This is a genomic window from Pontibacter sp. H249, assembly GCF_037892465.1.
In the GTDB taxonomy this organism is placed as follows: domain Bacteria; phylum Bacteroidota; class Bacteroidia; order Cytophagales; family Hymenobacteraceae; genus Pontibacter.
Map to the genome: position 1 here is coordinate 1 of NZ_JBBKTR010000017.1, position 25,145 is coordinate 25,145.

General features: G+C 45.7%; 25 protein-coding genes. 15 read left to right on the top strand and 10 right to left on the bottom strand.

The annotated features are described in order from the left end of the window. Positions 1-16 precede the first annotated feature (16 nt). The 4 genes from WG943_RS17700 to cdd form a co-directional block, all read right to left on the bottom strand. Positions 17-553: a GNAT family N-acetyltransferase gene (locus tag WG943_RS17700; protein ID WP_340411038.1), complete on the bottom strand. Its 537-nt coding sequence runs from the start codon at positions 551-553 to the stop codon at positions 17-19. A gap of 101 nt (positions 554-654) precedes the next feature. After that, the gene (locus WG943_RS17705) at positions 655-1,140 is read right to left on the bottom strand and encodes a hypothetical protein (RefSeq protein ID WP_340411039.1); all 486 of its coding nucleotides are present in this window, start codon (positions 1,138-1,140) and stop codon (positions 655-657) included. Positions 1,141-1,454: 314 nt separating this feature from the next. Next, positions 1,455-2,102, bottom strand: a complete 648-nt coding sequence (locus tag WG943_RS17710) for an alpha/beta hydrolase (RefSeq protein WP_340411041.1) — start codon at positions 2,100-2,102, stop codon at positions 1,455-1,457. A 36-nt stretch (positions 2,103-2,138) separates the two neighbouring features. Next, entirely contained in the window at positions 2,139-2,621 is a 483-nt protein-coding gene (cdd, locus tag WG943_RS17715; RefSeq protein WP_340411042.1) for a cytidine deaminase, read from the bottom strand. A gap of 127 nt (positions 2,622-2,748) precedes the next feature. On the opposite strand from cdd, the gene WG943_RS17720 reads away from it, so the two are divergent. Further along, positions 2,749-4,095 (top strand): saccharopine dehydrogenase family protein, encoded by a 1,347-nt coding sequence (locus WG943_RS17720; RefSeq protein WP_340411044.1) that lies wholly within the window; start codon positions 2,749-2,751, stop codon positions 4,093-4,095. Positions 4,096-4,449: 354 nt separating this feature from the next. Here WG943_RS17720 and WG943_RS17725 read toward each other — a convergent pair whose 3' ends face one another. From WG943_RS17725 to aroQ, 5 genes are all read right to left on the bottom strand, one after another. After that, positions 4,450-5,163: a tRNA1(Val) (adenine(37)-N6)-methyltransferase gene (locus WG943_RS17725; protein ID WP_340411046.1), complete on the bottom strand. Its 714-nt coding sequence runs from the start codon at positions 5,161-5,163 to the stop codon at positions 4,450-4,452. A 112-nt stretch (positions 5,164-5,275) separates the two neighbouring features. Beyond that, positions 5,276-5,740 carry a ribonuclease HI gene (gene rnhA, locus WG943_RS17730; protein WP_340411047.1) on the bottom strand — a complete coding sequence of 155 codons (465 nt, stop codon included), beginning with the start codon at positions 5,738-5,740 and terminating at the stop codon, positions 5,276-5,278. 86 nt (positions 5,741-5,826) lie between these two features. After that, positions 5,827-6,387: a MarC family protein gene (locus tag WG943_RS17735; RefSeq protein ID WP_340411049.1), complete on the bottom strand. Its 561-nt coding sequence runs from the start codon at positions 6,385-6,387 to the stop codon at positions 5,827-5,829. A gap of 105 nt (positions 6,388-6,492) precedes the next feature. Then, positions 6,493-7,554: an aminotransferase class V-fold PLP-dependent enzyme gene (locus WG943_RS17740; protein WP_340411050.1), complete on the bottom strand. Its 1,062-nt coding sequence runs from the start codon at positions 7,552-7,554 to the stop codon at positions 6,493-6,495. A gap of 84 nt (positions 7,555-7,638) precedes the next feature. Then, the gene (gene aroQ, locus WG943_RS17745) at positions 7,639-8,085 is read right to left on the bottom strand and encodes a type II 3-dehydroquinate dehydratase (RefSeq protein ID WP_340411051.1); all 447 of its coding nucleotides are present in this window, start codon (positions 8,083-8,085) and stop codon (positions 7,639-7,641) included. A gap of 163 nt (positions 8,086-8,248) precedes the next feature. On the opposite strand from aroQ, the gene xerD reads away from it, so the two are divergent. Beyond that, on the top strand, positions 8,249-9,148 hold the full coding sequence (xerD, locus tag WG943_RS17750) for a site-specific tyrosine recombinase XerD (RefSeq protein ID WP_340411053.1): 900 nt from the start codon (positions 8,249-8,251) through the stop codon (positions 9,146-9,148). A 166-nt stretch (positions 9,149-9,314) separates the two neighbouring features. Here xerD and WG943_RS17755 read toward each other — a convergent pair whose 3' ends face one another. Further along, entirely contained in the window at positions 9,315-10,457 is a 1,143-nt protein-coding gene (locus WG943_RS17755) for a DEAD/DEAH box helicase (protein WP_340411054.1), read from the bottom strand. A 167-nt stretch (positions 10,458-10,624) separates the two neighbouring features. Between WG943_RS17755 and WG943_RS17760 the strand changes: the two genes are divergently transcribed. The 13 genes from WG943_RS17760 (at position 10,625) to WG943_RS17820 (ending at position 25,109) form a co-directional block, all read left to right on the top strand. Next, on the top strand, positions 10,625-11,344 hold the full coding sequence (locus tag WG943_RS17760) for a VIT1/CCC1 transporter family protein (RefSeq protein ID WP_340411055.1): 720 nt from the start codon (positions 10,625-10,627) through the stop codon (positions 11,342-11,344). Positions 11,345-11,563: 219 nt separating this feature from the next. Continuing rightward, a complete protein-coding gene (locus WG943_RS17765; protein WP_340411056.1) occupies positions 11,564-12,592 on the top strand; it encodes a quinone-dependent dihydroorotate dehydrogenase in 1,029 nt (342 codons plus the stop codon). Positions 12,593-13,079: 487 nt separating this feature from the next. Continuing rightward, a complete protein-coding gene (locus WG943_RS17770; RefSeq protein WP_340411058.1) occupies positions 13,080-15,704 on the top strand; it encodes an FtsK/SpoIIIE family DNA translocase in 2,625 nt (874 codons plus the stop codon). A gap of 26 nt (positions 15,705-15,730) precedes the next feature. Next, positions 15,731-16,375 (top strand): LolA family protein, encoded by a 645-nt coding sequence (locus WG943_RS17775; protein ID WP_340411060.1) that lies wholly within the window; start codon positions 15,731-15,733, stop codon positions 16,373-16,375. Positions 16,376-16,831: 456 nt separating this feature from the next. Continuing rightward, complete coding sequence (pyrF, locus tag WG943_RS17780; RefSeq protein WP_340411061.1) at positions 16,832-17,662, top strand: orotidine-5'-phosphate decarboxylase; 831 nt, start codon at positions 16,832-16,834, stop codon at positions 17,660-17,662. A 74-nt stretch (positions 17,663-17,736) separates the two neighbouring features. Beyond that, positions 17,737-18,513, top strand: a complete 777-nt coding sequence (locus WG943_RS17785; protein ID WP_340411062.1) for a Type 1 glutamine amidotransferase-like domain-containing protein — start codon at positions 17,737-17,739, stop codon at positions 18,511-18,513. A gap of 152 nt (positions 18,514-18,665) precedes the next feature. Continuing rightward, positions 18,666-19,115 (top strand): GNAT family N-acetyltransferase, encoded by a 450-nt coding sequence (locus WG943_RS17790; RefSeq protein WP_340411064.1) that lies wholly within the window; start codon positions 18,666-18,668, stop codon positions 19,113-19,115. A 42-nt stretch (positions 19,116-19,157) separates the two neighbouring features. Then, positions 19,158-19,625, top strand: coding sequence for a YehS family protein (locus WG943_RS17795; protein ID WP_340411066.1), 468 nt, complete (start codon positions 19,158-19,160; stop codon positions 19,623-19,625). A gap of 27 nt (positions 19,626-19,652) precedes the next feature. Further along, positions 19,653-20,930, top strand: a complete 1,278-nt coding sequence (locus WG943_RS17800; protein ID WP_340411067.1) for a DUF2851 family protein — start codon at positions 19,653-19,655, stop codon at positions 20,928-20,930. 2 nt (positions 20,931-20,932) lie between these two features. Further along, positions 20,933-22,207 (top strand): hypothetical protein, encoded by a 1,275-nt coding sequence (locus WG943_RS17805; protein ID WP_340411068.1) that lies wholly within the window; start codon positions 20,933-20,935, stop codon positions 22,205-22,207. Between the two features lie 57 nt (positions 22,208-22,264). Further along, on the top strand, positions 22,265-22,900 hold the full coding sequence (locus WG943_RS17810; protein ID WP_340411070.1) for a NeuD/PglB/VioB family sugar acetyltransferase: 636 nt from the start codon (positions 22,265-22,267) through the stop codon (positions 22,898-22,900). 212 nt (positions 22,901-23,112) lie between these two features. After that, positions 23,113-24,081, top strand: coding sequence for an oxygen-dependent tRNA uridine(34) hydroxylase TrhO (gene trhO / locus WG943_RS17815; protein WP_340411071.1), 969 nt, complete (start codon positions 23,113-23,115; stop codon positions 24,079-24,081). A gap of 170 nt (positions 24,082-24,251) precedes the next feature. Then, the gene (locus WG943_RS17820; protein WP_340411073.1) at positions 24,252-25,109 is read left to right on the top strand and encodes a nucleoside phosphorylase; all 858 of its coding nucleotides are present in this window, start codon (positions 24,252-24,254) and stop codon (positions 25,107-25,109) included. Positions 25,110-25,145 lie beyond the last annotated feature (36 nt).

Consider the following 25,145-nt stretch of genomic DNA (forward strand, 5'->3'; position numbering starts at 1 on the left):
CCTACTGTTATACTTTTTATACTTGCTGCTTTAAAAGTAGCCTGAATCCGAAAACAGGCAGCTCTCCCTGCATAAAGTCCAGGTCTTCTGATCTTACAAAACCCATACTTTCGTACATGCTCCAGGCTGTTTGCATGGCCTTTGTGCTGTGAATAATTACCTGGGCCAGCTGACTCTCTTTTGCTTTCCGGATACACTCGTTCGTTAAAATCTTGCCTACACCTTTGCCTCTGGCTGAAGGGACAACAGCTAGTAACCGGAAGCCAGCTGCATCTTTTTCCTGTGTGGCTGTTCCTCCGGAACCGTAGTATTGCATATCGTTAAAGTATACTACGCCGCCTACTACCTCATTATCTGCAGCTACTGCCACCAACAGCTCTGTTCCCGGTTTATGGGTAAAATCCCCGATTTTTGAAAGTATGGTATAATAAGCAGGTTGCTCCGACGGTTTAGGAAAGCCTTTTAACTGCGAATAAACCTGTACCATTAGCTGGCCTATGGCTTCAAAATCAGAGGGTTCAGCGTTCCGGATGGTGTATTCTTTTGTAGGCATGGTTACTTTCAAATAGTTGCTGTAAGGCTGAATGCTTGTGCTAACGGAGTTGACTTTTCGGTGGCACAGCTAAAGTTTAGGTGTGTATTGTCTTATTTTTTTTATATGATTTCCTCCCACTTTCTAACAGTACCTGAATACTTGTTAAAGTCTTTCCATTCGTCTTCAGAACTGTAATCATAGCTTTGGTAGAAAGAAGAGTCATTGAGTATCCTAATTTCTATTTCTTTATGATGAATTGGTGAATAACGGCCTGAAATAAAACCTTCAATATTCTTTCCATTGATTTTGAATTTAAGCTTTATGCCTGTATCGTCAGGGTAATCAATGCGGGCACAGTAGCATCGGAATGTTTCTCTAATGCCAGGTTCTAGTTTAGAGAGACTAAATGATTTATTATTCCTAGCTTCAACTTCAAGTTCTGTAACTGGAAACTCTGAGTAATTTGAAAAGGCTAACTCTACCTTGTTCGAATGTATTCTGAACGAATAGAATATTATCAAATGAAAGATAAGGGTAAAGCCAAAGATTTTAGCTGAAAACGCCCAAACAGTATTCTCTTTTATATGCTTGACTCTTAATAGCAAAATTATTGCCCATACTAGCAGGCTCGGCGCAACAAAAAAAAACAAGAGAATACATATATAGGTAACCAACCCAAACCCACAAAGCAGACATTGTTCCTGCATACCAAAATGTCTCAACTAAATAAGCAGCAAGAAATGCCAAACTAATCAAGACATTTAAAGAAGTGATAGCTATCGATGCATTTCTATTCATAATTCAGATTAAGAATGACTACCCACTAGCAGAAATACCTACTCCCATGATCTACACTACATATGGCGTACATAGGCAAGTTTATCACTTAATATATCACCCTCAATATAGAAAAGCAAACTTACAGTTGTTCATTCACCAGTTGAAGCGTTTCAGGGTGCAAAGTATGGCCGCCTTCAAAAGTATAAACGCGCGGGACAATGCCGAGCTGAGCCATTAATTGCTGTTTGCGTTCAAGAGTTTCAGGAGTGATAAACTCGTCTTGGGTGCCATAAACCATGGCTACAGGCAGGTTTGTGAAGGCGGCTTTGCCTGTGGTAAAATCGATGTCTTCGGGGAAGGAGGCGGCCCATAGTATAAGCCGGTGTATTTTTATACTTTCGGTGGCAAGCCAGCGGCTAACCGTAGCGCCACCCTGCGAGAACCCCAGCACTGTTACGCGCACATTTTCGGGCAGCTGCATTAGCTGCTCCTGTAGCAGCAGGTTCAGGTAAGAGGCTTGATCTTCTATCTCAGAAAAGCGATCTTCCTTGGTCATCCAAGTGGCGCCTACACGCCCGGAAAAACCATCCAGGTAAAAACGTGACAAAGCCTCAGGAGCCACTATGAGGGTATTCCCATTGTCCAGCACTGCAAAATGCCTTAAGAAGTAACGAGCCAGCTGGCCATAGCCATGGCACACGATCCAAAGGTCCTGCACCTGCTCAGAGGGTGTTCCTAAAGTATAGTAGCGTGCGCGGCGTGGTACTATAAGGCTATGCTCGTTCATAAAGTATGTAGGCTATACTTCTCTAATTCCTGAACTTTATAGGCTTTCCCTGTTAAACTGGAAGGGCAACAGATCAGCTACCGAGCGGAAACGATAGAAATTTCCCTCTGGGCCCTGAAGCAGCACCGGTATAGATTCTCCTTGTTTGTACTCGTATTCTGCCATTACCTGGCGGCAGGCACCACATGGCATGGCAGGCAGAAACTCCGCATCGTCGCGACGGCGGGCCGTAACAGCCAGCATTTTTATTTTTTCGTGCGGATGGTGAGCGCTAAAGGCAAACAGCGCGGTACGTTCAGCACATAACCCAGATGGATATGCAGCGTTTTCCTGGTTGCTTCCTTTAAACATGGTGCCATCTTCCAGCACCAGGGCAGCGCCTACCAGAAAATTAGAGTATGGAGCATAAGCGTCGCTGGCGGCTTGTTGGGCCAATTCCATTGCTTTACGTTCCTGATCGGTTAGTTCAGTTGGTTCCAGCACGTCGATGCTGATGTTTATATGCAGTTCACTTGCCATTTCGTCGTGAATAGTTCTAAAAAATAGAAAAGGGCTATAAATTTAAGGTAATATTCTGAGAAAACCATATTAAAGATTTGCCTTGCGTGCGGTAATGTTTAAATTAAGGCAGATCAAATACGCTACTATGAAAAGAATTCTGCTGCTGGGGGCCGGTCGCTCCGCCTCGTCGCTGATTACATACCTGCTAACCAACGCTGAAAAAGAGAACTGGCATATCAAGATCGGAGACATATCGGTAACGCACCTGCGCCCTCTGCTAGAGCCTTATACTTTTGCCGAAGCCATAGTGTTTGATGTGCACGACGAGGAGCAAAGAGCAGCAGAAGTAGGCAAGGTTGATCTGGTTATTTCGCTGTTGCCGGCTGTTTTTCACATTGAGGTGGCACGGGAGTGCCTTATGCAGGAGAAACACCTCATCACAGCCAGCTATGTAACACCTGCATTTTTAGAACTGCACCAGGAGGCGCAAGAGAAAAACCTGACCATTCTGATGGAGTCTGGCCTGGATCCGGGCATTGACCATATGTCGGCCATGCAGATTATTCGGCGCATTAAGGCCGAAGGAGGTAAGTTAACATCTTTTAAATCGTTTACAGGCGGATTGGTGGCACCTGAATCTGACACCAATCCGTGGCGCTACAAGTTTACCTGGAACCCCCGTAATGTAGTTTTGGCAGGACAGGGCACAGCAAAGTATATCAAGAACGGGGCTTACAAGTATATCCCGTATCACCAGCTGTTTAAGCGCACAGACGAGTTTTATGTAGAAGGCTACGGCCACTTTGAAGGCTATGCCAACCGCGACTCCCTGAGTTACCGCGAACCCTACGGCCTGCTTGATATACCCACGATGCTGCGCGGCACCCTCCGCCGCCCTGGTTACTGCGAAGCCTGGAACGTATTCGTGCAACTCGGCCTCACCGACGATAGCTATACCTTAGATAGTTCTGAAGGCATGACCAACCGCAGCTACCTGCAAGCATTTCTGCCGCCTGCTGCAGTTGACCAAAGTATAGAAGAGTGCCTGGGTTTATACTTAGGAATAGACCCGGATGGTGAGGTAATGCAGAAACTGGCGTGGCTTGGCATGTTCGACGACACGCCTGTAGAACTGGCCGGCGCCACACCTGCACAGGTGCTCGAAAAGATACTTAAAGATAAATGGACCCTAAGCCCCGGCGATAAAGACATGATCGTGATGCAGCATTTGTTCGAGTACGAACTCGATGGTGAAAAGCGCGAAATAACATCTTCGTTAGTTGCCCTCGGCGACGACGAAATACAAACCGCGATGGCTAAAACCGTTGGCTTGCCAGTTGGTATACTTGCCAAACTTATGCTCCAGAACCGTGTTTCGCACCGTGGTGTAGTGATCCCTATCCACCCTGAACTGTATGAGCCGGTGCTGGAGGAACTGAAAGAGTACGGGATTGATTTTGTTGAGCAGGAGATTTTAAAGGTAGAGAGGTAGAAAAGTAAAAAGTTAGAGAGTTAGAGAAGTATACTTTCCGGCATCGCTACTAATTCAATCGGGAGCTTTTTGTATGGACAGGTTGTGACCCAAAGGCGTCAATTTAAGGAAATGCTCTTCCGGACATCCCTGTCCGGAAGCTTTCTGATGGGGATTTCCGAATCCCCGAACTCCTGTAAAGTGCGGACTAGGAAGTCCGCAGCAGACTAAAATTCGGACAAGGATGTCCGAATCAGCTTTGCGAGTTTTTTGTAGGGACAGGTCGCGACCTGTCCGCGCGATACACCAGCTATGAAGTGATTTTTGGCTAATTATAAGGTTCCGCTGCGGCGAGATTAGCGGCAGGGGGAATTGTTAAAAAATCAGGTAATACTCCTTCAGCAGGGTTACAAAACCAGGATTGTAAGCTATACCATCAGCTTCTCTAATTGCTATATTTTCCACTATTGCAGGCGCAGCCTCAAAAGTATAGGTCTGGATATGGCGGATGCACTTGCCATCAACTTTAGTATAAACTTCCAGAGTATGAGCTAAGTATAAACCATGCTTGAGTGCCAGCTTCTGGAAAAGCGTAGCCTCAGGTGGAGGGAGCAGCAAGTATAACCTACCGGTTTTTGTCAGGTGTTTTTGGGTGAAGTGCAGTATCTCTTCAAAAAATACCTGCTCTACGTGCCGTGCTGCGTTAATGGCGGCATCCGGAGACTTAAGTGAGGAAACAAAGAAAGGCGGGTTCGAAAGTATAACGTCGTAGGTTTGCTGGTTGTGTGCAGCAAATTCCTGCAGCGATTCAGCGTGTAGCGTTAACCTGTCTGACCATGGGCTGATGTTAAAGTTTTCCTTAGCCTGCTGCTGCGCTTCCGGATTTATCTCAACGGCATCTATACTTGCCTGGCTGCGCTGGGCTACCATTAAAGAGAGTAAACCTGTGCCTGCGCCAATATCAAGTATACTTTCTGCTCCCTCAACAGCTACTACAGCTCCAAACAAACACGAGTCGGTGCATACTTTCATGGCGCACTTGTCCTGCTCTACCCGGAACTGCTTAAACTGGAAGTATGAGTTAGCCAAAGTATAATTATGAATGAGCGAATGAGTAGATGAGTGATTGGGTGATAACGAATGAATAATGAAGAACAGAAAGGGTGGCGCCGTGGACTAGTTAATCATTATTCAGTCATAATTACAAAGAATTATACATCCCCGACTCAAAGCCTTCATCTATGAGCAGGTTAGGGGAGAGGGCGCTGGCAACGGCTAGTTCGTCGCAGCGTTCGTTTTCGGGGTGGCCAGCGTGGCCGCGAATCCAGACGAATTTTACCTTGTGGTTTTTATATACACGCAAAAATCTGGTCCATAGGTCGGCATTGGCTTTGCCTTTAAAGCCTTTCTTTTGCCAGCCAAACACCCAGCCCTTGTCTACGGCATCTACCACATACTTCGAGTCAGAGTAAACAGTAACGGGTATGCCGGGTTTGGTAATAGCCTCCAGGCCCACAATCACAGCCAGCAACTCCATGCGGTTGTTGGTGGTTTTCCTGAAGCCCTGGCTTATTTCTTTCTCGTGTTGCTTCCAGCGAAGTATAGTGCCGTAGCCTCCCGGCCCCGGGTTTCCACGTGAAGCACCATCGGTAAATAGTTCTATCATGTATCTAAATGAGTGAATGAGTGACTGAGCGGATGAGTGAATGTACAATACCGAATTCACTCATGCACTCATTCGCTCATTCAAAATTACAAATTAGTCTTAAAGAGCTTAATGGCAATAGCCAGCAGTATGATACCGAATACTTTCCGGAGTACGTTGGCGCCGTCTTTGCCCAGTTTATGCTCTATCCAGCTAGATGCCTTGAGCACGATGTACACAAACACCAGGTTAATAACAATGCCAACCAGCACGTTGGGCAGCGAGTAAGCCGCACGTAACGACAGAAGTGTGGTCATGGTGCCGGCTCCAACTATAAGCGGGAAGGCAAGCGGTACAATAGAGCCACTTTTCGATTCGGGATCGGAGTGAAAAAAGTCTTTGCCCAAGATCATCTCCAGGCCGATCAGGAAAATAATGATGGCACCTGCCATAGCAAACGACTGGAAATCGATACCAAACAGCTTAAGTATAGATTGCCCAAGGAAAAGGAAAGCGATCATCAGAATGCCTGAGATGATGGTGGCCTTCTCTGATTCTATTTTGCCCTCGCGCTTGCGCAGGTTTATGATGATGGGGATGGAACCTAAAATATCTATAACGGCAAAAAGGGTAAGCGTAACAGAAGCTATCTCTTTTAAGCTAAACATGTTTTAATTGTTGAATTGTTGATTGTTGGATTGTTTGTCACTGATAACTACTGAGCTAAGTATAGAAAAACCGCATTTGCAGCCATCAACCATTTAGCCATGTAATTACGCATAATAGTGCAGGAAAAAGCGCTTTAGTTCTTCGTACTCCTCGTCAAGTATAGCCGGGAAGTTGGCGATCCGGAAGGTGTTGCGAGCCCAGGGTCCATAGCCATTGCCCAGGCGCATGTTGTGGTGCAGTGCGCGTTTCTTTATATCGTCTACCAATCGCTCTGGGGCCTCAATGGCGATCACTGTTTTGGAGCGTACTTCCTCGTTTTCTACAAGCAGTTTGAAATCGGTAAACTGGCTGAAGAAAGTATACAAGTCCTCTGCACGGTCTGAAAGCTGCTGATCTATGGTTTTGATAAACTCACGGTCTTCGAGCATGCGCTTCAGCAAGTAAATGTTAAGCACATTGGGCGTGTGGGTGGTCTGGTAGTTCAGCATTTTCTCGTACATACTTACCAGGCTGTTGTAATGCCCGCGCTCGTTCATCTGCTTGGCCCTGAAAATTGCCCTTGGCGAACAAGCCATAATGCCCAGGCCAGCCGGCAGGCCAAAACATTTCTGCACCGATGCATACCAGATATCTGCCTTTATAAGCTTCAGGTTTAGACCCGCCATCGATGAGGTGGCATCCACAGCAATTAAAGTATCGCGGTAGCGGTTGTGCAGGTTAAGTATAGTGGTGGCGTTTACCTGTGTGCCGTTTGATGTCTCGTTCTGGGTAAAGCAGATAAGTTCGGTGTCGGGGCTTATGTCCAACTGGTCTACCGGCATGGGTTCGTTCACATCAAACTTATGCCCGTCCGAAGCTGGCCTCAGACTTTTGGCATACTGGCACCACTTCTCCCCGAAAGAGCCATTGTAAATATGATAGCTTTTGTGTTTTGTCAGGCTCTGAATCAGGATCTCCCAGCACTCGGTGGCCGAAGAGGTGAAAAAGATTGAGTAGTCCTGGGGGATGTTAAGCTTGCGCTTGATAGAGCCAACCACAGCCCGCGACAGTTGTACAAATTGCTCACCTCTATGGGGAGTGCTCAGGATATCTTCGTCATACGCATCCTGTAAATACGTGCGTACTTCTGTATAAACTTTAGAGGGCCCTGGATAGAAGTTAAGCATAGAGAAATATCGTAAATATATAGCGCTTATACTATACTTAGGTTTAAGAATTAAGTTTGTAGATAACGGGAATTTATACTTTTGTTACATGTTAAAACCGATTTGTTTCGGCTTAAGACGCTCAAAATACTGTAATGCCAGGCGATAGCTTTCTAAACCAAAACCTACAATTACGCCATCGCAATAAGGGGCCAGCATACTTTTATGCCTGAAGGCTTCGCGCTTATACACATTAGAGATATGTACTTCTATTACAGGCGTATCAATGGCTTTTATGGCATCAGACAGGGCAACCGAAGTATGGGTATAGGCACCGGCATTAAGAACAATGCCTTTATAACTAAAACCAACCTCGTGCAGTTTGTCAATCAAAGTACCCTCTGTGTTAGACTGAAAGTAACTAAGCTCCAGCGCCGGGAACGCTTCTTTCAATTCATCAAAATAATCTTCGAAAGAGCGGCTGCCATAAACAGCTTTTTCGCGCACGCCCAACAGGTTTAGGTTAGGGCCGTTCAGGATGAGTATTTTCATAGAAGGAGGCTATTTGATTTTACGGTAAATTTCCGAGACAGCAAAGGTAAGGATTAACTATATTTGCTTTACATAATAATTGTTGAATTGTTGGATGGTTAAATTGTTTGCTGATAAACGAACTCTCTAACTTTCTAGCTCCTAAACTTTCTAACTCCCAACAATGTCCTGGTCTATCACAACAAAGCAATTCGGCGAATACCTTAAGCTGGAAAAGTCGCTTTCAAAGCATTCCGTAGAAGCTTATTTGCGTGATGTTTCCAAGCTAACCGACTTCCTGGACTTAAAGGGACTAAAGGTAACACCCCAACAGGTTACACCGGCACAGATACGTGAGTTTCTAGAGTGGGTGGCAGAGCTGGGCATGACGCCGCACTCTCAGGCACGCACGTTATCCGGCATCAGGGCTTTCTACAAATTCATGATCATGGAGGATATGCTTCAGACAGACCCTACCGATACTGTGGAGGCGCCGAAGCTAAGCCGTAAATTGCCTGATACGCTTAATTTCCATGAGATTGAGCAACTGCTGGGTGCTATAGATATGTCTACCCCGGAGGGTGCAAGAAACCGCGCCATGTTGGAAACGCTGTATAGCTCCGGCCTGCGTGTATCCGAGCTGCTGGACCTGCGGCTGAGCAACCTGTACGAGGATATGGGCTTTTTGAAAGTGGCCGGTAAGGGAGACAAGGAACGCTTGGTGCCGATCGGGCGCGATGCCTTAAAGCATATAAAGCTTTACAAAGAAGGTGTGCGTTGCCACCTCAACATCAAAAAAGGCCACGAAGATATTATTTTTCTCAACCGCCGCGGAGCCCAGCTCACGCGCATTATGGTGTTTACCATCATCAAAGACCTGGCAGCCAAAGCCGGAATACAGAAAACAGTTAGCCCTCATACTTTCCGCCACTCCTTTGCTACGCATTTAATAGAGGGAGGCGCCGACCTGCGTGCCGTACAGGAAATGCTTGGCCATGAGTCTATCACCACCACCGAAATCTATACGCATTTAGACAGGGATTACCTGAAGCAGGTGATCAAGGATTATCATCCGAGAAGTTAAGTTATATTTTCCTGCAGGAGCAATCATCCCCCTGCCCCCTTCAAAGGGGGACTTTTTCTGGAAGTATTATTCTCACAAATTTAAGTATTCAGAATGTCCCCCTTTGAAGGGGGCAGGGGGATGATAATCGTTTCCAGAACGCTCCAGCTGTAAATCATGGTCCAGGCTAATATCCCTTTAGATCAATTTCCTCCAATTCAACCATCTCAACCCGTTTCCCCATTTTCTTCTGGATGATCTTAAAGTGGTGCTGGTCTTCGGGAGTGATAAGGGAAATAGCCTCGCCGGTGGCGCCTGCTCGGCCTGTACGACCAATACGGTGAATGTAGTCTTTGGGAGAGCGGGGTAGGTCGTAGTTTACAACGTGGGGCAGCATTTCAATGTCGATGCCTCTTGAGGCAAGGTCAGTTGCAACCAATACACGCAATTTACCAGCTTTAAACTTTTGCAGAGCATCGGTTCTGGCACCCTGGCTTTTCTTGCTGTGCATAGCTGCAGCCTCTATGCCGTTTTTGTTCAGTTTATCTGCCACGTTATCAGCAGTGCGCGTAGACGATACAAACACAAGCACCTGCTGCCAGTCGCCCTGCTTTATCAGGTACCTTAAAAAAGGTCCTTTCTTTTCGGGAGTGATGTTGTAAGCAACCTGGTTTATTTGCTCCGGACTTATACTTTCGGCCTCTATTTGTACGGTAACAGGGTTGTGCAGCAGCTTTTCGTTTATACTTTGCACATCGGTGCTGAGGGTAGCTGAGAAAAGTATACTTTGGCGTTTGGCTGGCAATAAGGCAAATATCTTGTCCATCTCCTCTTTAAAGCCCAGGTTCAGCATTTTGTCGGCTTCGTCCAACACCAGCACCTCTACCTGCGACAAATGCACCGCTTTAGATTCTATAAGATCAAGCAAACGGCCTGGGGTGGCTACCAGTATATCGGTGCCCTGCAACTGCTTCATCTGCGGGTTTATACTTACACCTCCATACACGGCCAGCGTTTTTACTTTCCGGGGCAGGCTTGCGCCAAAAGTATGAACCACATCCTTTACCTGCATAGCCAGTTCACGGGTAGGAACAAGTATAAGTGCTTTTACAAACCTGTTGCGCGATGGCTCGGTTTTCTGGTACATCTCCAGTATCGGCAATGCAAAACCCGCTGTTTTACCTGAGCCTGTCTGAGCAATGCCCAATACATCCTTCCCCTTAAGTATGGCGGGTATGGCCTGCTGCTGAACAGGATAAGGTTTTTCGTACTGCTGGGCAGCTATACTTTTAACAAGCGGTGCAGATAAACCAAGTTTGGCAAAGGACATAAAGTATAGATTAAGTATAAGAAAGTACGTTTCTACTTCCTGTTTGCTGCAAAGGTATAGCTTTTATAGATGTAATGCTCAGGCTGCAAAGTATGGGCATATGCTGTGTAGCTATTCTGTAAATCTTTACTTAAGTTTAGTATGATAAATAACCTACCCGTTTAACTATGGCAGAAGCACACGATACAGGTAAACTGCTGGGTATCAACAAAGACTTTTTGCCTGAGTTTGTTTATGGAGGCATAGATGGCGCCATCACCACATTTGCAGTCGTGGCCGGAGCTACAGGCGCCAACCTGGATATACCCGTGGTGATCATACTTGGGTTTGCCAACCTGATCGCTGATGGCTTTTCGATGTCGGTGGGTAATTTTTTCTCTACCAAGGCCAGCCTGGATAACTATGAGAAACACAAAGCCACAGAATACTGGGAAGTAGAAAACAAGCACGACACCGAGGTAGAAGAGATCCGGGATATTTACCGGAAAAAAGGTTTTGATGGCGATTTGCTGGAGCAGGTGGTGGCCGTGATCACCTCTGATAAGGAGGTGTGGGTAGAGACCATGATGAAAGAAGAACTGAACATGACAAAGGATGATAAATCGCCCTATCAAACCGCCGGCATGACTTTTTTCTCTTTCCTGCTGATCGGGTTTATACCCTTAGCGGCTTATGTATATGCTTTGGTTTTTGATACGAGTAAAGCGAACCTGTTTATCTATGCCTGCCTACTTACAGGTTTGGCAATGGTAATAATTGGAATACTTAAAAGTATAGTTACCCAGAAAAAGATTGTTAGAGGTATTGCCGAAACGTTATTTTTGGGCGGTATCGCCGCTATACTGGCTTATTATGCTGGCGCTGTATTGGAGGGTTTGTTCAGGTGAAACAGATCAAGTTAATTTTGTCATCTCGACAGAAGGAGAGATCTATCTGGAATTTTGTAGAGATTTCTCGCTCTGATCGACATGAGAGTTTTGTAATAAAAGTTTAACATACTTTTTACTTATCGAACCATCATACTTCTCAAAATTCGCTCTAATTCTGCTTTCCTAAAATTATGACCTTATATTTGTAAGCAGCAAACAAACCCAAACCCTGCTGCCGTGTATAAAAGCCTCATCCGCCCGCTGCTGTTTCAGCTAGACCCCGAAAAAGTACATTATATTACCGCTGATGCCGTTAAATTTGGTTACAAGCTGCCCCTGGTAGAAGGTATAACCAAAAGTATGTTTCAGGTACAGGACCAACGCCTGGAGCGTGAGCTGTTCGGCTTAAAGTTTCCAAACCCGGTTGGTCTGGCAGCAGGCTTCGATAAAGATGCTAAACTGATAGACGAGTTTGCCAATTTCGGCTTTGGGTTTATTGAGATCGGTACCCTCACACCAAAACCACAGACCGGTAACGAAAAGCCACGCCTGTTCCGCTTGCCAGAAGACAAGGCCATTATAAACCGTATGGGCTTTAACAATGAGGGCGTAGATGCAGCAGTCAGAAGGTTGGAAAAACGCAAAAGCAACATTATTGTAGGCGGCAACATCGGGAAAAACAAAGTAACGCCTAACGAAGAGGCCACCAGCGATTACCTGTATAGCTTTAAAGCTTTGTTTGATGTGGTGGATTACTTTGTAGTAAACGTAAGCTCACCCAACACCCCGGACCTGCGCGCCCTGCAGGACAAAGAACCACTAAAAAAGCTTCTGCTGACGCTACAAGAAGAAAATAACAAACACGCCAAACCAAAGCCGCTGCTACTTAAAATTGCTCCTGATCTTAACATGGATCAGCTAAACGATATCATCGAGATAGCCACAGAGGCAAAACTAAGCGGTATTATTGCTACCAATACTACTGTGAGCAGAGCCGGATTGCATACTTCTGCAGCAGAAATTGAGAAGATCGGCATGGGAGGCCTTAGCGGAAAGCCACTTACACAGCACGCTACCCAGATCATACAGCACCTGCGCACCTACCTGCCAAAAGAAATCAAGCTAATCGGTGTAGGCGGTATCATGACTGCCGACGATGCGGTTGATAAATTGCAGGCGGGATCAGACCTGGTGCAGCTATACACCGGCTTTATCTACGAAGGGCCGTCGTTGGTTACCCGGATTAATAAGAGGCTGCTTGTTTAATTGTTGATTGCTGATTGTTTGTAGCTGATAAGACGCTCACAGGTCTGTAAGACGCTGTGAGGTCGTTTATCTGGCACAGGTCTTAAGCGCTAGTCAAGGCCACATCTTGTAGGGACAGGTCGCGACCTGTCCGCGCGATGACTTATCTGGTATACAAGAAAAAATGATTGGAATACAGGCTTCCATTAGCCATACTTTATACTTTGCCAAAGTAAATCTACTAATAACCAACAACGAATAAGGAAACCTAAAGCCCTGTAGCAGGCAAGACGCAAAATATTGCGTCTCTACATCTACCAATAACCAATAACGATATTAAGTCTCTACGTTCTGTATCAGTTACCAATCAACAATTAAACAATTTAGCCATTCAACCATCAGCAATCAACAATCAAATTATTTTACAAATTTGAGTAAAAGCCTTCCCTTTTGCTGGGTGCATCTATCCAAAAAAATGTAAATTTGAAATCTTAATTAGTCAGAGGGTATGGCCAAGAACACTTACAGAAACGATACGCTTAATGTTGGGCGGCAGAATGAGGTGCGGGGTAAGAACGAGCCACGCAGGGCAAATGTACCTAAAAGCGAGATGGGCAAGAAGGATAAGAAGAAATGGTCTTTAAAAATGCCATCTTTTTCGCTGCCATCGCTGCCAACTGTTAACATAGCTTTTTTACAAGACCGCCGTTTTAAACTTTCGGTAGGCTTTACGTTTTTGCTTATTTCCTTCTGCATGACCATTGCTTTCGTGTCGTACCTGTTTACAGGCAAAGCCGACCAAAGTGTGGTAGATTATGTAAGCGGTACTGGTTTAAAAGAGTCGGGCAGAGAGGCTGAGAACTGGTTAGGCTTATTTGGAGCCTGGCTGTCGAATATCTTTATCTATAAACTGGTAGGCCTTGGCGCCTTTTTTATCATACCTGTTTTCTTTTTTGCAGGGTTGCGCATCGTTTTCAAGCGCGTTAACATCTCCATGTCATACATCCTTGGCTTGTGCAGCTTTAGCACGCTATGGCTTTGCCTGATGCTTGGTTATGTAGTGTTTACCTTGGATGCGATCGGCCCTCTGGGCTTTCTGGGTGGCGGAATCGGCATTGAATCGGCTATTTGGATGAACAGCCTGATAGGTTGGGGCTCTTGGCTGGTGCTGGGCTTCTTGCTGCTGGTGTTTATAGTTGGATTCTTTAATATCACAAGTATAAACTGGGGTTCGAAGGTTAAAGAAGTTGAAGATGAGGAAGACAAACCTCTTGGCAATTACGCTGCTGCACAGTCGCTTGGCGATGTGTTAGGCAATGGCGGCCGCAGTATAAACCACAATGCAGACCCGACGGCTTCGCTGGAGCAGGATGAGGAAGAAGAGGAGCTTTATGAAGAGGACGACGAGGAGATAAACCGTGCCCTGGAAATGGAGCTAAGTTCTTTAACAACTATCAATGAAGCACCTGTCAAACCGGCTGGCCCAACGCTGGAACTGGATATCGACGAGGCTTTACTCGAAGATGATGGGTTTGATAATACTGAAGAACCTGAATTTGAGGCAGAGATGGAACTGGAGATCAAGCAGGTGCCAGAAGAAGCCGAGGCTGACGTAATCTCAGGTGAAAACTACGACCCAACCCTTGATCTTGCCCGTTACCAGTACCCGCACATCGACCTGCTGAACGATTACGGCACAAACAAGATACAGGTAACGAAAGAGGAGCTAGAGGAGAATAAAGATAAGATTGTAGCCACACTGGGCCATTACAACATTGGCATCGCCAGCATTAAAGCTACTATCGGACCAACAGTAACACTTTACGAGATCGTGCCGGATGCCGGTGTGCGTATCTCCAAGATCAAAAACCTGGAAGATGACATTGCCCTTAGCTTAGCCGCCCTGGGTATCCGTATCATTGCACCGATTCCGGGTAAAGGAACGATTGGTATTGAAGTGCCAAACACGAAGAAAGAGATGGTTTCTATTAAATCCATACTTTCTACGGAGAAGTTCATGAAGAGCGACATGGACCTGCCCATCGCCTTCGGTAAAACCATCACCAACGAAGTGTTCATCACCGACCTTGCCAAAATGCCGCACTTGCTAATGGCGGGTGCTACAGGTCAGGGTAAATCAGTTGGACTTAACGCTATACTTACATCGTTGCTGTACAAGCGCCATCCTTCTCAGCTCAAGTTTGTATTGGTCGATCCGAAGAAGGTGGAATTATCGCTGTTCAATAAAATTGAGCGACATTTCCTGGCTAAACTACCGGATACAGATGAAGCCATTATTACCGACACTAAAAAGGTAGTGAACACGCTAAACTCGCTGTGTATGGAGATGGATATGCGCTACGACCTGCTGAAAGACGCCGGCTGCCGTAACCTGAAAGAGTATAACCGCAAGTTTGTGGAGCGAAAGCTGAACCCGAAAAAAGGGCACAAGTTTATGCCGTTCATCGTGTTGGTGATAGACGAGTTAGCCGACTTGATGATGACTGCCGGTAAAGAGGTAGAAACCCCGATTGCGCGTTTGGCACAGCTGGCCCGAGCCATTGGTATACACTTGGTAGTGGCCACGCAGCGTCCGTCGGTAAACGTGATTACGGGTATAATTAAGGCCAACTTCCCGGCACGTATCTCCTTTAAAGTAACTTCTAAAATTGACTCCAGAACTATTCTGGATGCTGGTGGCGCCGATCAGTTGATAGGTCAGGGTGACATGCTTTTCTCGATTGGTTCGGACATGGTGCGTATTCAATGTGCTTTCGTGGATACGCCTGAAGTAGACAGGATCTGTGACTTTATTGGCGAGCAGCAAGGTTACAGCGATGCTTACCTGTTGCCAGAATTTGTAGGTGATGAAGGAGGTAACGAGAAAGCTGACTTCGACCCGAGCTCTAAAGACCCCTTGTTTGAGGAAGCAGCCAGAATTATTGTGCAGCACCAGCAGGGCAGTACCTCGCTGTTGCAGCGCCGCCTGAAACTGGGTTATAACCGTGCAGGCCGTTTAATTGACCAATTAGAGTCGGCAGGTATCGTAGGCCCGTTTGAAGGAAGCAAAGCGCGCGAAGTTTTAATTCCGGACGAATACAGTTTGGAACAGTTATTGAATACAATGGGGTAGATATACCTAACAAGTAAAATTTGAACATGAAACGATTATTCTCTCTACTGCTGGCGTTGATGCTTTTCGTTAACCTGGCCAATGCGCAGCAAGACCCTAAGGCAGGCAAAATTTTAAATGCCATGAGCCAGAAGTATAAGACTATGAAGGCCTTTAAGGCAAATTTCAGCCAGACGCTGGAGAATCCTTCTGCTAAGGTGAAAGAAACCATGAACGGCGATATTCTGGTAAGTGGCAACAAATACCGTTTAGGCGTTAGTGGCCAGGAAATCCTGAACGATGGTAAACTGATGTATACTTACTTGAAGGATGCCAACGAAGTAACGATCACAGAGACTGACGCAGAGGCAGAGGCTATGTCGCCAAGCAAGATCTTCGAGATGTATAAAAAAGGCTACAAGTATGCTCACGCTGGTACCGAGACAATGGATGGTGTAAAGTATGATGTAATAGAGATGGCTCCGGAAGACCGTAGCAACCCGATCTTTAAAGTACGTCTGTTCATCAATCAAAAAGATAATACCCTGAAGAGCTGGCAGATGTTCCGTAACAACGGCAACCGCTATACTTATACAATCAAGAACTTCCAGGCAAACCCAACACTTGCTTCTGATGCCTTTACCTTTAACAAGGCAAAGTATAAAGGCGTGAGTGTGGTAGACCTAAGATAAAAATACCAACCTTTTATGATTTAGAAAGGCTGTTTCCGGTGTGGGAGCAGCCTTTTTTGTTTTACCTCTCCCCGGCCTTATCCTTTTACAGATGGCCCCTACGCCCAAAATAGGAGAGGGCGCTTTTCTGCAGTACCGGGTCCAACCACCCCTAGCCCCTCCTTATCCAAGGCGGGGAGCCTGCTATTACTTTAGTTAAAGTTTAGGTTCCATTGATGCGGCCATTTCACGGACAGGTCGCGACCTGTCCCTACAGGAGGTTATATTACAGCTACTATTTTGATGGCGTGAAATGCAGTAAGTAAAAATTCCCCGCCTTCGATAAGGAGGGGCTAGGGGTGGTTGGATACACTCCCGCTGTAAACAAAGTATAGCCTTAACCACCCTCACCCCAAAATCAGTTTTTGCACCACGGCTTATTCTTTTACTTTTGTATAAACCTTTCCCAACTGCCCCATGACCAGAGAACATCTTTTTGAGCAGATACTGCTAAAGAAATCATACTTGTGCGTTGGCCTCGACACCGACCCTAAAAAACTGCCGCAGCACCTTTTAGACACAGAAGATCCTGTGCTGGAGTTTAACCGCCAAATTATAGAGGCTACTGCCGACTTGTGTGTGGCTTACAAACCAAATATTGCATTTTATGAGGCACAAGGGCCAAAGGGGTGGGTAAGCCTGGAGAAAACACTGCAATACATCCCGAAGGAGATCTTTACCATTGCCGATGCCAAGCGCGGCGATATTGGAAACACTTCTGAGCTTTATGCCCGTGCTTTCTTTGAGACCATGAATTTTGACTCGGTAACAGTAGCGCCATACATGGGTTCTGATTCTGTGAAGCCATTTTTGATGCAAGGAGGCAAGTGGGTTATACTTCTGGCACTAACTTCTAACCCGGGTAGCAAAGATTTCCAGATGCTGCGCCTTTCAGATGGCAGCGAAGAATACCTGTTTGAGCAGGTGTTGCGCGAAAGCTCAGAGTGGGGTACGCCGGGCCAACTGATGTTTGTAGTAGGCGCTACGCAGGGCGAGTATATACAGCGTGTAAGGCAGATCGTGCCGGAGCATTTCCTGCTGGTGCCAGGCGTGGGAGCGCAGGGCGGTAGCCTGGAAGAAATATCCAGACTAGGCATGAACCAGCGTTGCGGCCTATTGGTAAACTCTTCACGTGGCATTATCTATGCCTCCTCTGGCCGCGACTTTGCCGAAAAAGCAAGAGAGGCAGCCTTGGAGATTCAGAAGGAGATGGAGCAGTACCTGGAGCAGTATGTGCAGCATATGTAGGTATTTAGCCTTAGATATAGTGCTGTTAAGCGTATGTTTTAGCTTATCCAATAGTTAACTGAAAGCTATAATTCATGAGAAGAAGAGATTTTTTAAGAAATACAACAGTTGCGACCGTTGGGGTTTCCATTGCCGGAAGTATGGAGTTGTTCGCACAAGAACAGAAAATAAAGAAGATTTTTCTAACTGGTGGAGGATATGATCTTAAAACTATCAAACATCTTATTTCCCTTACAGGAAAAGAAAATCCTAAAATATGTTTCTTGCCTACTCCAATGGGAGACAGTGAAGCTTACATCAACAAATGGTTTGAAATAGCGAAAGAACTGCCGATTCAACCCTTTGTACAGAAAGTATTTATTTCAAGTTCAGAACAAAAAACACCTTTCGAAGAAACATTATTACAAATGGATGCTATTCTGGTTACAGGGGGCAATACACTGAATGCTTTAGCATTATGGAAAGCTCATGGCATTGACATAGTTTTGAAAAAGGCCTGGGAGAAAGGAGTAGTCTTATCAGGACCTAGTGCAGGCGCAATTTGTTGGTTTGAAGAGGGACTTTCTGATTCCAGGCCGGAGCAATATACTTCTGTGAAAGGTTTAGGGTTCTTGAAAGGAAGTAACTGCCCTCACTACCATACTGAAGCAGATAGGCGTCCTTTATACTTAAAAATGATTGAAGAAGGCAGATTACTTCCAGGTTATGCCTGTGATGAAACAGCCGGTCTTTACTTTGAAGGCACTCAATTGAGAAGAGTTATTACTCAAAATAAAGCCGACAAAGCTTACAAAGTAACTTTAAGTAAAGGTAAAGTGGTAGAGACTGCTTTAGAGTCTGAACTAATTTAGTTATAAACGTCAGCTAACAAAACTGCTAATTGCTAAGGCTGTAATTCAGAAAAGGTGATCTATTTAAGCTTAAAACTAATCGGTAGAATATTACTTTTAAGTCTGCCCCAGCAATTAGCCTATTCCGTTACAACAACGAGTAAGCCATCAAAATGCTCACCCTAATCAAAACAGACTCTGCAAACCCTGACTTCATCTCCTTAGTACAGCTATTGGACCAGGATTTGGCGATCAGAGACGGAGAAGAGCATGCATTTTATGCGCAGTATAACAAGATTGATAGTATAAACCATGTAATTTTGGCATACGCAGAGGGTAAACCAGCTGGCTGTGGAGCAATAAAACAATATGCTAATGGTGTGGCTGAGGTTAAACGTATGTTCGTGCGCCCGGATTTCAGAGGGCAGGGGATTGCCAAAAGTATACTGGCTGCTTTAGAGGCGTGGGCAAAAGAACTAAAGTATAAAACAACTATCTTAGAAACCGGTACAAAGCAACCTGAGGCAATAGCATTATATAGGAACAGCGGTTATAGGCAAATACCGAACTATGGGCAGTATGCCGGAGTTGAAAACAGCCTTTGCTTCGAAAAAGAGCTATAAGATCAACAATTATAGCTTCTCAACAAAATAGAAACCAATACCATGACCAACAACGACGTACTTCGCCGCATCCGCTATACTTTCGACTACAACGACGCGCAAATGATTGAGCTGTTTGCCTCTGGGGGCATGCAGGTAACACGCGCCGATGTAAGCGACTGGCTGAAGAAAGAAGATGACCCGGAAGCTAAAGAAATAGGTGATGAGCAACTGGCGGCTTTCCTGAACGGCTTTATAAATGATAAGCGTGGCAAAAAAGAAGGAGAGCAGCCTGCACCGGAAAAGAAGTTGAACAACAACATTATACTTCGTAAGCTTAAAATTGCCCTTAACCTGAAGGACGAGGACATTATAAGTATACTTGAGCTGGTAAGATTCAGGCTAGGCAAAGCGGAACTAAGCGCCTTTTTCCGTAACCCGAGCCAGAGCCAGTACCGCCCGCTAAAAGACCAAATACTGCGCAACTTCCTGCACGGCATGCAGCTGAAGTACCACGACCAGGAAAGCTAATCATATTTCACCAACCCATTCCCCATCGTGAAAGAAGATTTCCTGCACTACATCTGGCGGCATCAGTATTTCGATAAATCGGAGGTAGCCACAGCCGATGGGGAACCTGTGCAGGTAATCAAAACTGGTTTTTACAACACCGAAGCCGGACCCGACTTTAAGGAAGCCATAATAAAAATAGGCGAAGTAGAGTGGTCGGGCAGCGTAGAGGTACACCTGAAAGCATCGGACTGGCAGCGGCACCAGCACCACATTGATGGCAAGTACGACCAGGTTGTACTGCATGTAGTATGGGAGGCCGATAAACCGGTTTACAGAATAGATGGTAGCCTGATACCAGTGCTAGAGCTAAAAGGGCGGGTGAAACTTCAGATGCTCCATACTTACCAGCAACTGCAACAAGCGCATCATGCCATACCATGTGCGGCTTTCTGGCCATCGGTACCTGAGGTTACCAAATTAGCCATGATGGAGCGTGCCCTTATTGAGCGGCTGGAGCTGAAAGGGGAGGAGGTGCTGCAAACCTACCAAAGTACCGGCAACGACTGGGAACAAACGGTTTTTTATACTTTGCTTCGTGGCTTCGGCTTTAAAACAAACCAACTAGCTTTTGAGTTATTGGCCAAGGCTTTACCCTTTAAAGTGGTGCGGCAACATGTGGCATCACAATTTCAATTAGAGGCGCTGCTGTTCGGGCAGGCTGGTTTTTTAGCTGAGCCTGTTGATGAGTATGCGGTACAGCTGGCAAAGGAGTATACTTTTCTAGCCCACAAGTATAAACTGCAACCCCTGCAGCCACACCAATGGAATTTCCTGCGCATGCGCCCTGGCAATTTCCCGACGGTGCGGCTTGCCCAGCTAGCGGCTGTGTTGCATAAAAGAACTTCCCTGTTTGCCACGTTACTGGAACTGGATACTATAAAAGCCTACGAAGCACTTTTCAGGGCACAGGTATCGGAGTACTGGCAGCAGCATTACATGCTCGGCAGAAAAGCCAAAGGCAAGCAGCAAAGTATGGGTAAAAGCAGCGCGCATAATCTGGTAATAAATGTGGTAGTACCGCTGCTGACAGCTTATGCTACTCATACTGGAAACCGCCAATTCCAGGAAAAAGCTATTGCCTTACTGGAGCAGGTTAGAGAGGCAAGCAACAAGTACACGCGCCTGTATGAAGAACTGGGTTGGCAGGCAAAGTCTGCGGCAGATAATCAGGCAGCATTGGGCTTGTTCCGGTTTTACTGCGAGCCGGTAAATTGCATGCATTGCGGTATCGGGAATAAAATTATGAAGCAGCGGGCAAGCTAAGTATGGAGTTTGTTTTATACTTACTAAACGCATTTTTGCTTTGTGGGCTGATCTGGCTGCTATACCGTCAATCAAGTCTTAAATCTCTAAAAACACACCTGCTGCCGGCGCTGGGCCTTAAACTATTAGCAGGTATACTTTTAGGCTTGCTCTACCACCATTATTATCAGGAGGGTGATACACTTGCTTTCAAAAAAGCATCTGTTTTACTTTCAGATTATGCAAAGCAGCATGTTGGAAGTTACGTAAAGCTTATACTTTTCAATGAGTTCGAGAGTGAGACTTTCAGGGCTACTGTGCCATTCTCCAGATTTCCCAACTTCTCAAACTCCTTCTTTTTTATTAAAGTACTCAGCCTGCTCAACCTGCTTACGGGCAATCAATATTATATTAACTCGCTATACTTATCGTTATTTAGTTTCTGGGGAGGAGCTATGTTAGTGGCTACTTTAGTAAACCACTTCCCAAAGTATAAAGCTGCTGCTGTACTATCTTTCTTATACTTCCCCTCGGTGGTATTCTGGAGCTCTGGTGTGTTAAAAGATCCGCTGCTTTTCGGGAGCATGTGCTGGGTAATTGCCATGGCTGTGCAGTTGGCCGAGGGCAGGCGTTTGAGTATTGTTAACTGGTTGCTGCTGCCGTTTACGCTATATCTTTTTTACAGGATAAAATTTTTTCAGGCACTTATACTTTTGCCGCTGCTGCTGTTGTATGTGGTTATCAAATTAGTAAGTAAAGGTATGCAAGAGCGTACACAAGTATTAGTTTACCTAAGTGCGTTCGGATTACTGGCTGTAGCCGGTTTAAACTTAGTGCTGCGCTATGAAAGTGGCTTTTTCTTTCAAAACCTCGTGGATACTTATGAAGGAATCTTGGCATTAACGCATGCCCGGCCGCACATTGCTTTCGATAACCTAGAGCCAACGGTGGCAAGTATGCTTTCCAATGCACCGGAGGCTCTTTATAGTGCTGTTTACAAGCCTTTTTTGTGGGAATCAGTAAACGTTTTATACTTGCTCATGAGCCTGGAAAACCTGTTCATACTTATACTTTCTGTAGTTGCTGCACTTAGTCTGATAAAATATGGAGTAAAGGAAATTACGCTTCTGCAGGTCTGCTTTATACTTCTAATCGTCTGCTTTGGAGTGATCATCGGGCTATCAACACCTAATTTTGGTACCCTGAGTCGCTACCGCATTGTGTTTCTACCTTTCCTGGTGTTCCTGTTGCTGCAGAACCACTATGCCCAAAAGCTATTGGCAAAGCTGAGGCTGTAGCCATACTTTTAAACTCCCGCGCTTCTTCGTACCTTTGTATTTTATTTTAAGAGAGCTATGCAAAATCCTGTCATCATATTGGGCGCCCAAAAAGTGGGTACCGCAGCATTAGATATTTTTAACAGCAACAGCGTGGTAGTGTACTGCTTCCTCGACGACAGTAAAGACCTGCAGCAGCAGGAAATAAACAACGTGTCGGTGATGAGCAGCACAGAGGATAGCGAGTTTCTGAAGCTGATAGGTAAGAAGTGCGATGTATTTGTAGCTGCAGAAGACTCGGCTGCCCGCAAAAGTATGATCAAAATGCTGAAGGACGAATACAAAGTGGTGCCGGTGAACGCCATCCACCGTTTTAGTTCTGTGTCGGAGTTTGCCTGGTTGGGCCATGGCAACATGGTGGCAGCGGGTGCTGTGGTAAATAACAATGCCAGGATTGGTAATTACACCCTGATCCACTCGAACGCTATAGTAGATGCTTACGCTGAGTTGGCTGACTTTGTACAGATTGGCGCTGGTGCTGTGGTAAACTCGGAGGTTAAGATAGAAGAAGGAGCCTTTATCGGCTCAGGTGCCGTGATCGTATCTGGTGTTAAAATCGGCAAAAACGCACGTGTAGGTGCAGGTGCCGTAGTAATTGCCGACGTGCCAGCCAAAGCAACTGTATTCGGAAACCCGGCTGCTCCTGTAAAGTAAACCTTTATACTTGCTAGAGCTGTTATTTAGCCAAACTGATAAAAATCATTTAAAAGTATAGGAGCCGCTTATACTTTTACAGTATAATTTTTGAATGAGTGATTAAGTGGATGAGTGAATAATCTTGTTTATCATTTCCAATCCTAAAATCCTGATTAAAACAGTAAGCAATCGATAACCAATTTTAACACTTAGCGAGAAACTAAGCAGTTATGAACAAATCATACAGCATACTACTTTACTACTGCTACGCGCAGATAGAGAACGCGGAAGCGTACCGCGACGAGCATCACCTGCTTTGCCTGGAGCTTAACCTGCTGGGCCGCATTATTGTGTCCGACGAAGGCCTGAACGGTACCGTATCGGGTCTGAAAGAGGATTGCAACGAGTACATGAGACGCCTGCATGCAGACCCACGCTTTGCCAAAACAGATTTTAAGGTTGATCCCTCGGATGCGCATGCTTTCACAAAGCTGCACGTGCGTTACAAGCCTGAAATCGTTCACTCTGGCCTGCGCCACATCGACCCGAACCTGCGCACTGGCGTGCACCTTTCACCTCAGGAGTTTAAAGAGCTGAAGGACAAGGAGGATGTTGTAGTGCTGGACGTTCGCTCAGATTACGAGCACAGTGTAGGGCGTTTCAAAAACGCCGTTACCTTGGATATCGAGAACTTCCGTGAATTTCCGGATAAGGTTGATGAACTGAAGGAAAAGTATAAAGACAAGAAAATATTAACCTACTGCACCGGCGGCATTAAATGCGAGAAGGCAAGTGCTTTTTTGCTGGATCAAGGTTTTGAAAACGTGTACCAATTGCACGGCGGTATCATCAAGTATGGCATGGAGGCCGGTGGCGAGGACTTTGAAGGCAAGTGCTATGTGTTCGATAACCGTGTGGCTGTAGATGTAAACAAGGTTAACCCAACTATTGTCTCTACCTGCCACGTGTGCAGCACCAAGTCCGACAGAATGGTAAACTGTGCTAACCCGGTATGTAACCTGCACGTGCCTATCTGTGAGGAGTGTGGCGTTAAGATGGACGGCGCATGCTCTGATGAATGCAAAGAGCACCCTGAGAAACGCCCTTACGATGGTACCGGTTACTATCAAAAAGAGCTAAATGGCTACAATCCGTTAAAAGGCTTCAACCGAAAGAAGAAATCTAACGTAAACGTATAAGTATTCTCTAAAGCTCAAGAAGAGCGCGGCCTGTACACGGCTGCGCTCTTCTGTTTTTATAGACTTAACCAGGATAATGTAGCATGTCATCTCCTAATAAGCTCCAGGCTATATCTTTTTGCCAGTAAAAGAGTAACTTCATTTTACCTAATCACAACACAACAACATAAATGGCTGTAATCCCGGAATCAGAACTGATTATCAATAAAGATGGTAGTATTTACCACCTGAACCTGCTGCCAGAGCACATTTCAGATACTATTATCACCGTTGGAGACCCGGATAGGGTAGAACGCGTGAGCAGGCACTTCGACGAGATGGAGGTGCAGATAGCAAAACGTGAGTTTGTAACGCACACTGGCTATTACAAAGGCAAACGCATTACGGTTATCTCTACCGGCATGGGCACCGATAACATCGACATTTTGATGAATGAGCTGGATGCCCTGGTAAACATTGACTTCACGAGCAGAGAGGTGAACGAGGAAAAGATAAAGCTGAAGATCGTTCGGGTAGGCACATCCGGCTCCTTACAGGAAGACGTGCCGCTTGGCAGCCATCTGGCCTCGCATTATGCAGTTGGCATTGATTCCCTAATGGAGTTTTACCCGCTGGAGCAGGACGAGAACGAACAAAGTATAACTTCTGCTTTGCAAAAAGACCTGGGACTGAGTTTCAGGCCATACTGCGTGAATGGCTCTCAGGAGCTGATCCAGAAGATCGCCTTTGATATGATACCGGGAAACACGCTTACCTGTCCGGGCTTTTATGCACCACAGGGCCGCGTATTGCGTGCAGGCTTAAAGAACCCCGCTTTACTACAGACTTATAACCAGTTCAGGGTTTGCGATTTTAGGCTTACAAATTTCGAAATGGAGACGGCTGGTTATTACAGCATGGGTCGCCTGCTGGGCCACGAGGTGCTTTCGCTTAATGCCATTGTAGCTAACCGTATTTCGCAGCAATTTGCCCCTAACGCAGATGCAGTTGTAGATGATCTGATTTTGAAAGTACTGGATAGAATCTAGAAAACTATCAAAAGTAAATCCCCGCTTTCTCTTTAG

Coding starts and splice junctions, on each gene's coding strand:
- WG943_RS17700 (WP_340411038.1), bottom strand. CDS start 553: ATGCCTACAAAAGAATACACCATCCGGAACGCTGAACCCTCTGATTTT.
- WG943_RS17710 (WP_340411041.1), bottom strand. CDS start 2,102: ATGAACGAGCATAGCCTTATAGTACCACGCCGCGCACGCTACTATACT.
- cdd (WP_340411042.1), bottom strand. CDS start 2,621: ATGGCAAGTGAACTGCATATAAACATCAGCATCGACGTGCTGGAACCA.
- WG943_RS17720 (WP_340411044.1), top strand. CDS start 2,749: ATGAAAAGAATTCTGCTGCTGGGGGCCGGTCGCTCCGCCTCGTCGCTG.
- rnhA (WP_340411047.1), bottom strand. CDS start 5,740: ATGATAGAACTATTTACCGATGGTGCTTCACGTGGAAACCCGGGGCCG.
- WG943_RS17735 (WP_340411049.1), bottom strand. CDS start 6,387: ATGTTTAGCTTAAAAGAGATAGCTTCTGTTACGCTTACCCTTTTTGCC.
- WG943_RS17740 (WP_340411050.1), bottom strand. CDS start 7,554: ATGCTTAACTTCTATCCAGGGCCCTCTAAAGTTTATACAGAAGTACGC.
- aroQ (WP_340411051.1), bottom strand. CDS start 8,085: ATGAAAATACTCATCCTGAACGGCCCTAACCTAAACCTGTTGGGCGTG.
- xerD (WP_340411053.1), top strand. CDS start 8,249: ATGTCCTGGTCTATCACAACAAAGCAATTCGGCGAATACCTTAAGCTG.
- WG943_RS17755 (WP_340411054.1), bottom strand. CDS start 10,457: ATGTCCTTTGCCAAACTTGGTTTATCTGCACCGCTTGTTAAAAGTATA.
- WG943_RS17760 (WP_340411055.1), top strand. CDS start 10,625: ATGGCAGAAGCACACGATACAGGTAAACTGCTGGGTATCAACAAAGAC.
- WG943_RS17770 (WP_340411058.1), top strand. CDS start 13,080: ATGGCCAAGAACACTTACAGAAACGATACGCTTAATGTTGGGCGGCAG.
- WG943_RS17775 (WP_340411060.1), top strand. CDS start 15,731: ATGAAACGATTATTCTCTCTACTGCTGGCGTTGATGCTTTTCGTTAAC.
- pyrF (WP_340411061.1), top strand. CDS start 16,832: ATGACCAGAGAACATCTTTTTGAGCAGATACTGCTAAAGAAATCATAC.
- WG943_RS17785 (WP_340411062.1), top strand. CDS start 17,737: ATGAGAAGAAGAGATTTTTTAAGAAATACAACAGTTGCGACCGTTGGG.
- WG943_RS17790 (WP_340411064.1), top strand. CDS start 18,666: ATGCTCACCCTAATCAAAACAGACTCTGCAAACCCTGACTTCATCTCC.
- WG943_RS17795 (WP_340411066.1), top strand. CDS start 19,158: ATGACCAACAACGACGTACTTCGCCGCATCCGCTATACTTTCGACTAC.
- WG943_RS17805 (WP_340411068.1), top strand. CDS start 20,933: ATGGAGTTTGTTTTATACTTACTAAACGCATTTTTGCTTTGTGGGCTG.
- WG943_RS17810 (WP_340411070.1), top strand. CDS start 22,265: ATGCAAAATCCTGTCATCATATTGGGCGCCCAAAAAGTGGGTACCGCA.
- trhO (WP_340411071.1), top strand. CDS start 23,113: ATGAACAAATCATACAGCATACTACTTTACTACTGCTACGCGCAGATA.
- WG943_RS17820 (WP_340411073.1), top strand. CDS start 24,252: ATGGCTGTAATCCCGGAATCAGAACTGATTATCAATAAAGATGGTAGT.